Origin of the sequence: Nocardia sp. NPDC004168, from assembly GCF_040610355.1 — a bacterium.
Classification (GTDB): domain Bacteria; phylum Actinomycetota; class Actinomycetes; order Mycobacteriales; family Mycobacteriaceae; genus Nocardia; species Nocardia sichangensis.
In genome coordinates, this window is record NZ_JBEXME010000016.1 from 16,838 (window position 1) to 29,051 (window position 12,214).

A 12,214-nucleotide genomic window follows, 5' to 3' on the forward strand; every position below is an offset into this window, starting at 1 on the left:
AGAGGAGACTCCAGGGTGGAGAACGCGACGCCTGGAATGCACCCACTGCTTGTTGTTCATGACGCGAAACATGTTGGTGTGCCTTAGTTTTGGTGTGTTCTTCCGTTGCGTGCGCTGTCGCCTCGGCTGCTCTAGCAGAACGGTTCGTTCGTCTGTCGCGCACACGTAACCGCCTGTGGCCGCCGGGCGTCGACCGGAAACGCCGCATGTCAGGAGTATCGAGATGAAAGCGCTTGTGTACGACGGACCCCGTGAGGTTCATGTGAAGGATGTGCCCGATGCGAGGATCGAGCAGCCGACCGATGTGCTGGTAAAGATCACCAGCACCAACATTTGCGGGTCGGATCTACACATGTATGAGGGCCGCACCGATCTGGAGCCCGGGATGGTCCTCGGTCACGAGAACCTGGGGATCGTCGCCGAGGTGGGCAATGCGGTGGTAAAGGTCACCTCCGGGGACCGGGTGTGCCTGCCGTTCAACATTGGTTGCGGTTTCTGCCGAAACTGCGAGGAAGGGTTGACCGCGTTCTGCCTGACGGTGCATCCGGATCCGAAGATGGCGGGCGCCGCGTATGGTTTCGCCGGGATGGGACCGTTCTGGGGCGGACAGGCCGAGTATTTGCGGGTGCCGTTCGGCGACTTCAACTGTCTGCGGCTGCCTGAGGATGCTCAGGACAAAGAAAACGACTATGTGATGCTGGCGGACATTTTCCCGACCGGTTGGCACTGCACCCGTCTGGCCGATATGCAGCCCGGCGATTCGATGGTGGTCTACGGGGCCGGCCCTGTGGGCTTGATGGCGGCATATTCGGCGATGATCCAGGGCGCGAGCAAGGTGATGATAGTGGACCGGCATCCAGACCGGTTACGCCTGGCCGAGCAGATCGGCGTCATACCGATCGACGACTCGAAGGGCGACCCGGTCGAGCAGGTGCTGGAGCAGACCAACGGGCACGGCGCCGACAAGGGTTGTGAGTGCGTCGGCTATCAGGCCCATGACCCGCAGGGAAATGAGGATTCGGCGATGACCATGAACCGGCTGGTCGATTCGGTGCGGTTCACCGGGCACATCGGCGTGGTGGGCATCTTCTTGCCACAAGACCCCGACGCGCCCGACAAGCTGGAGAAGAAGGGCAAGATCGCCTTCGACATGGGCAAGTTCTGGTTCAAGGGTCAAAAGGCCGGAACCGGACAGGCCAACATCAAGCACTACAACCGCCAGCTTCGTGACCTGATCCATGAAGGCCGGGCCAAACCGTCGTGGATCGTCTCTCACGAGCTCCCGCTGGCTGAGGCCGAGTCCGGCTACCAGCATTTCGATGCCCGCGACGACGGATGGACCAAAGTCGTAATGCATCCGTGAGGCGGCCCCGGACCGAGAGGAGCGCAACGATGGCAAATGCACTGCAGCGCAAGCAGATCGCGAAGACCGGGACAGGTGCGTCATGACAATGAACCAGACCTCGGTATCCCTCGACGATGCACAGCGGGTGATTGCCGCCGGGCAGGCCAAAGCCGCCGAGATCGAGTCGCCGTCGAATATTGCGGTGGTCGATGCCGGAGGCAACCTCGTAGCCCATGTGCGGATGGACGGCGCATGGATCGCCAGCATCGACATCTCGATCAACAAGGCATTCACCGCCCGAGCGCTGGACATCTCGACCGAGGACCTCGCGGCCGACGCGGGTCCGGGCAAGCAGTTCTACGGGATACATACCTCCAACGGTGGGCGCATCATGATCTTCGCCGGCGGTGTGCCGCTGCGGCGCAACGGCCAAGTCGTCGGGGCGGTCGGCGTCAGCGGCGGCACCGGAGAGCAGGACAAGGCTGTCTCCGAGGCAGCCGCAACGGCGATGTGAGCAAGGGAACTACGTCGACACGGCGCCGTCGCGGACAGCCTGACAAAGCGGCCCCGCTGCCCGCCGGCCGCACCGCGATTTTCGGCCACGGCCGGAAGAGAAAGGCGTTTGATGGTGTGCCTGCGGTTCCGTCATCGGCTGCGGTCCAGCCTGTGGATCACGCCGTTGCTATGCGTGCTGGCCTCGATCGGGCTCTCGTTCGTGACCGTGGCGATCGATCGGCAGTTCGGCGATCGGCTGATCCCGGTGACGATCACGGGCTCGGCGGACGCGGTGTCCAACATCCTCAGCACCATCGCCGCCGCGATGGTCACCCTGACCACGCTCGTACTCACGGTGACGACGGTGGCCGTCCAGCTCGCGATGGGCCAGTTCTCGCCGCGCATCGTGCGGGCGTTGCTCCAGGACCGCAGCAGCCAGCTGGCCTACGGGCTGTTCGCCTCGACGTTCATCTTCGCGATCCTCGCGATCCGCGAGGTCAACGCCGTGGGCGAGGGTACGGTGCCAGGCCTGACCGTGTCGGTGGCCTACCTGCTGATGCTGGCCAGCATCGCCACGTTGTTCCTCTACATCCACCATTCGGGAAACGCGCTGCGCGCCTCTGGCCTGATCGACCTGGTCGGCGATCATCTGCACGAGCAGCTGAACCGCAAGTACCCAGCGAAGGGGCCGCCGCCCGCCCAGCCTGATGTCGTGGTCTCGCCCGAACCGGGGCTCGTTATCGACCTGGATCGTCCCGCGCTGGTCGCAGCAGCGTCCGAGGCCGGCTGCGTGGTGGAGATGGTCCCCCTCATGGGCGACTTCGTACCAGCAGGCGCGCCGCTGTTCCGCGTGCACGGCGACCCCGTCCGTCTCGACCACGCCCGTGTCGCAGGCCTCGTCGTCCTCGCCGCGGAGCGGACCCACGGCGATGACCCGGCGTACGGCTTCCGCAAGCTGGTCGACATTGCCGAGCGTGGTCTGGCCCAACCGTTCACCGACCCGACCACCGCCGTGATGGTGATCGACCGCCTGCACGACTGCCTGCGGCAGCTCGCCAACCGCGACTTCCCCTCCGGTCGGCACCACGACGCCGGCGGCGAGGTTCGGCTCATCGAGCGAACGCTCAGCTGGGCGGGCTACGTCCGGCTCGCGTTCGACGAGCTCTGCCTCGCCGGAGCCGCCTCCCCCCAGGCATCGCGCCGGTTACGCGCCGCACTGGAAGACCTCCTGACGGTCGCACCACCCGAGCGGCACCCACCGCTCGAGCGACAACTGGACGTGCTCGTCGCCGCCGTACACCGCAGTTACGACGACCAGCGCGACCGCCGTGCGGCGCTGGTCGCCGATCAGCAGGGCATCGGTTCGGGCGCCGACCTCGCAGCGGAGTCCGAGGCGGCGACCAAGCGCGCCGGCGCGGGAACATGATCGACAGGATGTACGGCGTGCAGAAAACCCCTACCCGTGACGCAGAAAAATCTGTATCGCAGGGTGTAGACATTCGGGAGGGCGGGGTGTACCTTATCTTTCGTTGGAGATGAGATGTCTGGTTGGCCGGGCAGGTGAACTGCACCGGAAGCAAGATCCACATCCCCTCCGGCGGAGAAGAGAATCCGGTGCAGTCGGCCGGACCGCCGGAGGGGATGACGAACTTTCGCAGACAGGTCCGGCAACTCAGGAGGTGGTGACTGAACAGCTCTTCCCAGATTCCGCGTCCCGGGCTGTTGCCGGGCGTGGTTCCCGCGGTCGGCTCTACCGCCCGACCGGCGGGATCGACGTGAAAACCCCCTCGATCCCAGGCCCCGGCGCACCACGCGCCGGGGCCTGACGACGTTGACCCCAGAGGTGTTGTGCAGCAATCGAACGACCCCACCGACCCGACCGACCCGACCGACGCTTCCAGTGCCGCCGACCGGCTGGATGACGAGGACTACCCCGCCTACAGCATGGGTAGGGCCGCGGAAGTCCTCGGCGTCACCCCCGCCTTCCTGCGCGGCCTGGACGCCGCCGACCTGCTGACACCGCAGCGTTCACCGGGCGGGCACCGCCGCTACTCCCGCTCCCAGTTGCGGATCGCCGCGCGGGTCCGCGCGCTGGTCGATGCGGGCACACCGCTGGAGGCAGCGTGTCGCATCACCGTCCTCGAAGACCAACTCGCCCAAGCCCACGAGCTCAACGCCGAACTCACCCGGCAAAAACCGCCCGCGCCGGACCACGGCAGCTGAGCTCCGATCAGCCGGGGCCGCGGGTGCCGAGTTCGGCCCACACCGTCTTGCCGCCGCCGTGGTAGTCCACACCCCAGCAGGTGGCCAGCTGATCGACCAGGATCAACCCGCGCCCACCCGTGTGATCCGGTCGGCGGATCCGCGCAGGCACGGGCGAAGCATCGTCGACCTCCACACGCAACCAGCCGCCGTGGTCGGCCACCATCAACCGGCAACCACGCGGGGCGCGGGCATGCACGACAGCGTTGCCGGCCAACTCGTCACACACCTGCACCGCGTCCTCGACCCCGATACCGGCGAGCGGGGCGAGCAGGCGCCGCACCGCAGCCCGCAGCTGCCCCAACGACACAACCTCGAGATCCCACTCGACAACAGCGCCTTTGGCGCGCGCCTGATCCAGTGTCGAAATTCCCACCCTGCACCCCTCCTTCCGCTCGCTCAGTACCGGCCTCTACGCGGACAGCATTACATCGGCGACATACCCTCACCACACCCCGGCGAAAACACCGCATCCACGCTCACTGCGGACCGCGTGAGGTGTTGAGAATCGTTCGGTTCTCCGGTACCCCGCATCGATCGGGAGTGCAGAGCACGGCCTGGTCCCGCCAGCCCGCCGCACACCCGGCGTGACCGGCTGCGGTCCCGCGGTCCACATCCGAGGACAAGTCCCGCTTCGCGGGGTTGCCGAGCGGGGCGAATACCCGCACGGGTCGGCGCCGGGACGGGAATCGTCTGCGGCAGTCGGTCTCGGCGTGACGTTCAGCCGTCCGCAGCCCGTAGGCCCGGCCCTCCGATCACTGCGTGAGGCGAGCGAACGGCGACGGTTGTGGCATAGTGAGAGGTTGAGTACGGGCTTTTCACCAAGAATTTGCTCGGCTCACTACAGAAAAGAAGTTGTTTACAGCATGGCTCAAGGCAGTGTGAAGTGGTTCAACGGTGAAAAAGGCTTCGGCTTCATCGCTCAGGACGGAGGCGGCCCGGACGTCTTCGTGCATTACTCGGCCGTGAGCGGCTCGGGTTACAAATCCCTCGACGAGGGTCAGCGTGTCGAGTTCTCGGTGGAACAGGGCCAGAAGGGTCCTCAAGCCCAGGACGTCCGCGCCATCTGATTCCGCGCGCTCGCGTTTGTTTGTGAAGAGCTTCGCACCGAGGTCGGTGCGAAGCTCTTTTCGTTGAACCTCGTTCAACACCGTGTTTGTACAGGTGACGGATGCTCAGCCATGGCTGGGCCCGCCGGTCAGTCGATGCCTTCGATGATGCGGAAGTCGCGCTCGACGCCGTCGGGTAGGGCCACCAGCGCCTTCTGGTATGCCTCGCTCTCGTATGCCGCGACGGCCTGTTCAAAGCTGTCGAACTCGATCAGAACTACGCGTTGCGTGATTCCGGCCTCGTGGGCGACGACTCGACCGCTACGGGACAGGACGCGCCCGCCCCCAGCCTGGACAGCCGGACGGGCCAGCTTGTTGTATGCAGTCAGCTCCTCAGGGTCGGAAATGGCGGGGTAGACGCTGACCCAGTAGCCCTTAGCCATGGAAACCTCCTGTGTTCGGCCGGACACGTCCGACTTCGAATCGATATTCAGATCGATCGATCCCGGCGACGGGTACTGCGGTCAGCCGAATCGTCATATGCGCAGGTTAGGGCTTGATGCGCGGTCGAGGGAAAGACCGGTACGCGATAGACTCAGAACGGATCGTTATCAATCGGCAGGGAGGGCATGTGGCGCCGGATACGGTGAGCCTGCGGTACTTTCTGGTGCTGGCGCAGGAGTTGAACTTCACCCGCGCGGCCACACGGATCGGGATCGCACAGCCCGCACTCAGCGCCCGGATGCGCCGATTGGAGGCGGAACTCGGTACTGCCCTGCTGGTTCGCAACACGCGTAGCGTCGTATTGACCACGGCCGGTGCGGCTTTGGCGGAGTCCGCGCCGCCCGCGCTGGCGGCGCTGGACCGGGCATGGGACATCGCCCGGAATGCGGGGGCCGGTGAACTGGGCACGCTCCGCATCGGATACAGCCTCAGCGCGGGAGCCGAGACGGCACCGGCCCTGGTGGACAGGCTCATTCGCAGCAGCCCGGGACTCGAGGTCGGCGCGGTCCCGATGGCGACACCGGAGATCTCTCCCGCGGTCGCCGACGGCCGCATCGATGCGGGGATCACCCGCGGTGAACAGCCGGGTCGTGGCGTGCGCCGGTTCCTGCTGCGGCGTGTGCGCGTCGGGGTCCAATTGGCACAGCATCATCCGCTGGCCGAACATCCGGAGATCGAGATCGCCGATGCGGCCGTGTATCCGCTGCGACTCCCCGACCGTGCGGCCAATCCCGTGATCCACGATCAGCTGTCCGCACTTTTCCGCGAGATCCGGCCGACCACCCGATTCCACACGCTCGCAGTCTCTTTCGACATGTCTCAGCGCGACCTACGCGACGGGCTCACCCTCGCCCCGGCCGGAGAAACCGCGGTCACGGCACAACCAGCCGGTCTCACCTGGCGACCGCTGCGGGGCGCGCCCAGCCTGACGCTCCACCTGGTCCTCCCACGCGAGCAGTCGCCGCTACACCGCCGCATCCGTGCCGTCGCCAAAACCCTGGCGCACGAGCTGAACTGGCTGCCGAACTGACGCGCACCAGGTCACGCAGAGCGCGTCCCATGCTTTCACCGCGCCGTCCTGTCATCCCACCCCTCGCGATAAGCATCGGCGGCACTCCCTTCCAGGTATCGAACAACGCCTGAACCTCACGGTCCAATGCCACCGATCCCGATCTCAGCTGCTGCGCCATGTCAAGGGCATGCCTGCCGACCGCCGTCACCGCGTCAGGAACGACATTCAGCGGTTGATTGTCTGTCGCCATGCTCTCTCCTCCCCGGCCCCAGACCATCGCCCTGACCCCACCCGCCCTTCCCGGCGCTCATCAGGTCTGGGCCTGATCGAACTGGCGCCATCGACGCGGCACCAAGCTCGTCTATCGCACTACCGGCGGCAAACCGGCTCGCAGAAAGCTGCCTCGGAGCTGCCGACGGCACGGGGACGGAATGACACTGCAGTCACGCCGCGCGCTGATCCGAGCCGAAGAGGTCGGCCATATGCTCGAGGCGCGATTTCAGCTGGAGGAGAGCCGGTTTCGGCGAACAGTCGGCGAGGCACCAGCGTGCGCCTCTCAGCAGGGTTGCCGGCGCCGCCCGGCGCGCCGCGGCGCCGTCGAGGACGGAATCTCGCCGAGTACCCAGACGGCTTCGAGCAGCCGGTTGGGCTCGCTCGACGCTCGCTCGAGCGAGCGCTTCATCGGCAAGCGCTACCGCCGCCTCGACCGGCGCGTACACGGCCAGCGCGGCGACGAGGTCACGGATACCGCTGCGAATGGACGGTGCCAGCCGGGCGTGACGGGCGACGTCGAGCTCGTTTGCGATGGTCAGGACGGCGAAATCACGGAGTTCCGTTCCTCCGATCGTCTTCGAGCCGCCGCTGAATCTGTCGGTCACGGGCAAGGGCCGTCGGCCGAGCTCGCGGTAGGTGCGCGAGCGATCGCATGCGCCGTAGAGGTATACCAGCGCCGCCGCGTCGGGGCCGATGACGTGCTCCAGCCGCTGGCGATCCGTGATCGGCAGCAGGGCATGCGGCAACCCATCGGTGCCGTATGACGCGTGGCAGATCGACGCCAGCCGGGTTCGTGGCGCTGAGTTCCATTCCACCGTGAGGGCGTGCACCCGGCGAAGGTGCTCGAACAGGGTCCCGCCTGGGTGATCGATCTGCTCGGCGCCGAGCGTGCGCTGTAGCTCGAACGCGCGGCGGACGACGTCGTCGGTCCCGAGCCACTTGGTGGCGTGCGCCGAAACGATGCGCGCGAGTTCCGCAGGGGCGTCGCGAGCGACGAGGTGCCCGGCGTCCGGTACGCGGGTAACGGTGACACGCCGGTTGATCATGCGGAGCCGGTCCACGTCGGCGTCGCCGAGCGGAGACCGTGGTCCTCCCCGCACGAGCAGGATGGGCAGGTCCGATGCCGCGATGATCGCGTGGAGTTCGGAGCGGGACGCGAGAATGTCGTCGACCAGCTCGGTATCGCGGGCGAGGAGTCCGTGGTCGTCGAGCCAGCGCCGGGCGCGATCCGCATCGATATCGGGGACGACGTCCACGAGCACGAGGCCGGCGACACGCTGCGCGACGGACGACTCCGCGAGGGCGGCGACGGCGGCCAACCCTCCGAGGGAGGCGCCCACCACGACGATCGGCGCCGGTTCGCGAACCACCATCTCGATCACGTCGTCGGCGATCACCCGCAATGCGGTCGCCCGCCCAGAGCTCTCGCCGTGCCCGCGCAGATCGAAGGCCACCGTCCGCAGTCCGCACTCGGTCATCCCCTCCGTGACCGGCGCCCAGACGTCGCGACGCTCTCGGCCCGCGTGAAGCAGCAGGACCGTGGGGCCCGCGCCGGTCACCGTGGCTCGAAGTGTGACGTCGGGCAGCGTGAGGGTCATGTCTGTCATCGCCGATTCACCTCCGTGCCGAATCTCCTTCTCAACACCATGATTTCGACCATCGACATACCTTCTCCGATTTACCTTGAGCAGTCGAGGTAACGATACGCAGTGTAACCTTGGCTAGTCAAGGTACGATTCCGGGGTGAGCAATTCGAGAACGCGCAGACCACCGGACGAAGCCCGTCGGTTGATCCTCGATGCCGCGGCTTCGCTCCTGGCCGAGGGAGGCGTCGCCGCCGTACAGGTGCGCGCAGTGGCAGCGCGGGTCGGCATGACCGACGCCGGCGTCTCCCACCACTTCGGCAATCGCGACAAGCTGCTCGCCGAACTCCTTCGCCATGGCGGACGTCGGCTTCGAGCCGCGCTCCATGACGTCATCGCCGCATGGCTGGAGCATGGCACCGATGTCCTCGAGCTCGTCGAGTCGCTCGAGTCCGTGTATCGGGGCGGCTACGGCGAACTCGCGGTGGCGCTGCACGCGGCGGGTTGGCGCGACCGCGGTGGCGGCATGCTCGACCCGGTCGTCGACGCCCTGCATCGGAGTCGGCCTCCCGGAAGTTCCCTCGACGAGACACGGCTCGCGGTCGCCGCCCTCCACCAGGCGATGGCAACCGAGCCCCTCTACGGGGTCGATTTCCGTCGGAGCGCCGGCCTCACCGGCGCGGCAGCGCAAGACTCGACCGCTCACCTGCGCTGGTGGGCTAGCCAGCTTCAACGCGCGCTCGACATCGAACCAGCGCGCCATTGACCCGAGCGGCGGTCAACACCCTCGGCATCAGCAGTGCACTCCGATTCCGGTGTTCCCGCGTGATGACCAGCGGCGGAAAGCCATTCGCGACGAACACACACCGCACGCGGGCGCGATAAGCGGATCAGCGCCGTGCCCGATGCGGTAAAGATCGAACCCTCAGTGTGTGGCACAGATAGTCATGCGCCGGACATCCAGTCGAGGATCGCCCGCACGGCCGCACGAGCAGCGGCCGGGTCGGAGGCCGCCAGCGCCACGGCCCCCCTCTTCCGGAGTTCGGCGCATTCGGACGTGAGTGTCGACTGTTTGGCCCGGCGGTCAGTGGGGTGGGTTTGCCGCTCGATCAGTCGCAGGGCTTCGAGTTTGTCGATGATGACGGCGGCGTTGGACGGTTCGCGAAGTGGCCACCACCACCTTGTCCGGTTCGGGAGGAGACGCAAGCTTGCCGGAAGCCTTGTCGAGGAAGATCTGCTCGCGCCCGGCGACGGTAAGCGCGTCATGCGGGCCTCGGGAGCTGATCGCGGGTGGAGATTTCGAACACGAGCCTGGCGACCCAGCCCTGGCCAGAAGCGAGAAACCTCACCCGATGAGTACGAACCGCCCATCACAGGCTATTGTTGATCAAGTGCGTGACATGTCACGCCAAGCGTCGTAGATCGCATTCGCTTCGCAACCAGCGCTTGCCGCATCCGCTCTTCTTACGGCGATCGATTTTGCCCATCGGCAATCTCGCCACTTCGTGCCCCCGGCGCGGACCCCGAAGGTCCACAGACGGCTCGGGCACCACCTGATGTCCGAAAGGCACCGCAACATCTATGAGTTCTGCTGACATCTCTTTCGCCGCGCTCGGTGTGAGCGCACCGCTGGTGAAGGCGTTGACTCGCGCCGGGATCACCGAACCTTTTCCGATCCAGACCGACACCCTGCCCGATTCGCTGGCCGGACGCGATGTGCTGGGCCGTGGCCGGACCGGCAGCGGCAAGACGCTCGCCTTCGCCATCCCGATGGTCGACCGTCTCGGCCGCGGTCTCGCCGGTAGGCGCGCACCGAGCCGCCCGACCGGCCTGGTGCTGGCGCCGACTCGGGAATTGGCCACCCAGATCACGGCCGCGCTGGAACCCCTCGCCGCGGCCTATCGCATGACAGTCACCACGATTTTCGGTGGGGTCCCGCAGAACCGGCAGGTCCGGGCGCTGCGCGCCGGTGTCGACATTGTCGTCGCCTGCCCCGGCCGGCTCGAGGATCTGATGAACCAACGTCTGATCTCCCTGGACGCCGTCGAGGTCACCGTGATCGACGAGGCCGACCACATGGCCGACCTCGGGTTCCTGCCAGGCGTGACCCGCATCCTCGCGGCCACCCCGAACGACGGTCAGCGCCTGCTGTTCTCGGCCACCCTGGATAACGGCGTCAACAAGCTGGTCAGCCGCTTCCTGCCGGATGCCGAGCTGCATTCCGTCGATGAGGCGAACTCCCCGGTAGCCGCCATGACCCATCACGTTTTCGAAACCGCGAGCGTCGAAGCCAAGCGTGAGGTCGTACACCGGCTCGCCTCGGGCTCGGGTCGGCGAATCCTGTTCATGCGCACCAAGCATCAGGCTCGCAAGCTGGCCAAGCAGCTGACCCTCGCCGGAATCCCGGCCGTCGATCTGCACGGCAACCTCTCGCAGGGCGCCCGCGACCGCAACCTCGCGGTCTTCGCCGCCGGTGATGCCCTGGTGCTGGTGGCGACCGATGTGGCCGCGCGCGGCGTGCACGTCGACGGTGTGGAACTTGTCGTGCACGTTGATCCGCCCGCCGAACACAAGGCGTACCTGCACCGTTCGGGCCGTACCGCGCGGGCAGGCAACTCCGGTGAAGTGATCACCCTGGTGCTGCCCGGCGAACGACGCGACCTGGCCGACCTCATGCGCAAGGCCAAGATCACTGTGACCCCGCAACGAGTCACCGCCGATTCGCCCGTGGTGGCCGAGCTCGTCGGCACGGTCGCCCCATTCGTCGCGCCCTCCTACAGCGACCGGGCGGCACGGGAAGACGACCGCCGCAGCGGCAGCGGAGCGCACCGTAGCATTGGCGGACCGCGCAGGGGCAGCGGCGGACCGCGCCAAGGCCGCGGCCGTCGCAACGGCAGTGCGGCACAAGGTCAGTCGCGCGCCAAGCCGCGCGCTCATTCCGCGCGCGGAACGGTCGCATAGGGCCCATTTTGGTCGCTCCCCCAGGCAAGCCCATGCCGAGATCGCCGCGTCGCTGAGCATCGCCAGCGGATTGCCGGGCATCGAATGCTGGTGTACATGGCTGATGACGCCGGCACTGGCGGGCAACCCATCGAGCGCGAGGCAGTCGCGCCTGATGGGTTGCCGTGCGATTGCGCGGCCGCGGAATCTGCAGGCGTGGCCAAGAGGGTTGGGACACGAGACCGATCCAACCCTCCCCTCCGATTCCACGCGAAGCTGGATTGGCCGGACACCACCGACAGGGACGGACACCGACCGTCCGCGCCCAGCTCCGCGCGAAGTGAGGGCGAACCCGTCTCCAGCACAGCGACTCCGAGGTGTCAGACGTGCGGTCTCATCGTCGGGACTGGTAGATGGCCTCAGAGGCAACCGCGCCTGCCCCGCCCGCGGCAGTGGTACCGACACCTCCGGCGCCGGCCGTGCCGGTGCCACCGCGACCGGCAGCTCCCAGCGTCTACTACTCCAACTGCGCCGCCGCCAAGGCCGCGGGCGCCGCGCCGCTACGGCGGGGAGAACCCGGCTACAGATCAGAGCTGGACCGCGATAAGGACGGCATCGCCTGCGAATAGGGCAAACCGACGCTGTTGGTGCTGGCGCGGCAGAGGATGGCTCTGAATAATCCGGCTCGAGACCACGGGCGGCAGAACAGAACAACCACGTCGACTTCGCGTTGCTGACCACCCCGGAACCA

Annotated in this window: 12 protein-coding genes; 9 read left to right on the forward strand and 3 right to left on the reverse strand. The window is 66.8% G+C overall.

All coding sequences use genetic code 11. The features are described 5' to 3' along the window. Positions 1-223 precede the first annotated feature (223 nt). The 4 genes from ABZW96_RS25115 (at position 224) to ABZW96_RS25130 (ending at position 4,063) form a co-directional block, all read left to right on the forward strand. Positions 224-1,363 carry a glutathione-independent formaldehyde dehydrogenase gene (locus ABZW96_RS25115; protein WP_355078075.1) on the forward strand — a complete coding sequence of 380 codons (1,140 nt, stop codon included), beginning with the start codon at positions 224-226 and terminating at the stop codon, positions 1,361-1,363. 82 nt (positions 1,364-1,445) lie between these two features. Continuing rightward, positions 1,446-1,859 carry a heme-binding protein gene (locus ABZW96_RS25120; RefSeq protein ID WP_355078076.1) on the forward strand — a complete coding sequence of 138 codons (414 nt, stop codon included), beginning with the start codon at positions 1,446-1,448 and terminating at the stop codon, positions 1,857-1,859. 111 nt (positions 1,860-1,970) lie between these two features. Next, positions 1,971-3,266: a DUF2254 domain-containing protein gene (locus tag ABZW96_RS25125; protein ID WP_355078077.1), complete on the forward strand. Its 1,296-nt coding sequence runs from the start codon at positions 1,971-1,973 to the stop codon at positions 3,264-3,266. Positions 3,267-3,688: 422 nt separating this feature from the next. Further along, positions 3,689-4,063 carry a MerR family transcriptional regulator gene (locus ABZW96_RS25130; RefSeq protein WP_355078078.1) on the forward strand — a complete coding sequence of 125 codons (375 nt, stop codon included), beginning with the start codon at positions 3,689-3,691 and terminating at the stop codon, positions 4,061-4,063. Between the two features lie 7 nt (positions 4,064-4,070). Here ABZW96_RS25130 and ABZW96_RS25135 read toward each other — a convergent pair whose 3' ends face one another. Then, positions 4,071-4,478 (reverse strand): ATP-binding protein, encoded by a 408-nt coding sequence (locus tag ABZW96_RS25135; protein ID WP_355078079.1) that lies wholly within the window; start codon positions 4,476-4,478, stop codon positions 4,071-4,073. Between the two features lie 490 nt (positions 4,479-4,968). Here ABZW96_RS25135 and ABZW96_RS25140 point away from each other — a divergent pair, with 490 nt between their 5' ends. Continuing rightward, positions 4,969-5,172 carry a cold-shock protein gene (locus ABZW96_RS25140; protein WP_067806012.1) on the forward strand — a complete coding sequence of 68 codons (204 nt, stop codon included), beginning with the start codon at positions 4,969-4,971 and terminating at the stop codon, positions 5,170-5,172. A 128-nt stretch (positions 5,173-5,300) separates the two neighbouring features. Here the strand turns inward: ABZW96_RS25140 and ABZW96_RS25145 are convergent, their stop codons facing one another. Continuing rightward, entirely contained in the window at positions 5,301-5,594 is a 294-nt protein-coding gene (locus ABZW96_RS25145; RefSeq protein WP_355078080.1) for a DUF1330 domain-containing protein, read from the reverse strand. Between the two features lie 188 nt (positions 5,595-5,782). On the opposite strand from ABZW96_RS25145, the gene ABZW96_RS25150 reads away from it, so the two are divergent. Next, on the forward strand, positions 5,783-6,685 hold the full coding sequence (locus tag ABZW96_RS25150) for a LysR family transcriptional regulator (protein ID WP_355078081.1): 903 nt from the start codon (positions 5,783-5,785) through the stop codon (positions 6,683-6,685). A 425-nt stretch (positions 6,686-7,110) separates the two neighbouring features. Here the strand turns inward: ABZW96_RS25150 and ABZW96_RS25155 are convergent, their stop codons facing one another. After that, positions 7,111-8,547, reverse strand: a complete 1,437-nt coding sequence (locus tag ABZW96_RS25155) for an alpha/beta fold hydrolase (protein WP_355078082.1) — start codon at positions 8,545-8,547, stop codon at positions 7,111-7,113. Positions 8,548-8,728: 181 nt separating this feature from the next. On the opposite strand from ABZW96_RS25155, the gene ABZW96_RS25160 reads away from it, so the two are divergent. The 3 genes from ABZW96_RS25160 to ABZW96_RS25170 all read left to right on the forward strand — a co-directional run bounded on the left by ABZW96_RS25160 (position 8,729) and on the right by ABZW96_RS25170 (position 12,092). Beyond that, positions 8,729-9,289 carry a TetR family transcriptional regulator gene (locus ABZW96_RS25160; RefSeq protein ID WP_355078083.1) on the forward strand — a complete coding sequence of 187 codons (561 nt, stop codon included), beginning with the start codon at positions 8,729-8,731 and terminating at the stop codon, positions 9,287-9,289. A gap of 815 nt (positions 9,290-10,104) precedes the next feature. Continuing rightward, positions 10,105-11,484: a DEAD/DEAH box helicase gene (locus ABZW96_RS25165; RefSeq protein WP_355078084.1), complete on the forward strand. Its 1,380-nt coding sequence runs from the start codon at positions 10,105-10,107 to the stop codon at positions 11,482-11,484. 392 nt (positions 11,485-11,876) lie between these two features. Continuing rightward, positions 11,877-12,092 carry an excalibur calcium-binding domain-containing protein gene (locus ABZW96_RS25170; protein ID WP_355078085.1) on the forward strand — a complete coding sequence of 72 codons (216 nt, stop codon included), beginning with the start codon at positions 11,877-11,879 and terminating at the stop codon, positions 12,090-12,092. Positions 12,093-12,214: the final 122 nt, after the last annotated feature.

What these genes read in the sequence shown, in the direction of transcription:
- ABZW96_RS25115 (WP_355078075.1), top strand. Translation starts at nt 224, where the DNA reads ATGAAAGCGCTTGTGTACGACGGACCCCGTGAGGTTCATGTGAAGGAT.
- ABZW96_RS25120 (WP_355078076.1), top strand. Translation starts at nt 1,446, where the DNA reads ATGACAATGAACCAGACCTCGGTATCCCTCGACGATGCACAGCGGGTG.
- ABZW96_RS25125 (WP_355078077.1), top strand. Translation starts at nt 1,971, where the DNA reads ATGGTGTGCCTGCGGTTCCGTCATCGGCTGCGGTCCAGCCTGTGGATC.
- ABZW96_RS25140 (WP_067806012.1), top strand. Translation starts at nt 4,969, where the DNA reads ATGGCTCAAGGCAGTGTGAAGTGGTTCAACGGTGAAAAAGGCTTCGGC.
- ABZW96_RS25145 (WP_355078080.1), bottom strand. Translation starts at nt 5,594, where the DNA reads ATGGCTAAGGGCTACTGGGTCAGCGTCTACCCCGCCATTTCCGACCCT.
- ABZW96_RS25155 (WP_355078082.1), bottom strand. Translation starts at nt 8,547, where the DNA reads ATGACAGACATGACCCTCACGCTGCCCGACGTCACACTTCGAGCCACG.
- ABZW96_RS25165 (WP_355078084.1), top strand. Translation starts at nt 10,105, where the DNA reads ATGAGTTCTGCTGACATCTCTTTCGCCGCGCTCGGTGTGAGCGCACCG.
- ABZW96_RS25170 (WP_355078085.1), top strand. Translation starts at nt 11,877, where the DNA reads ATGGCCTCAGAGGCAACCGCGCCTGCCCCGCCCGCGGCAGTGGTACCG.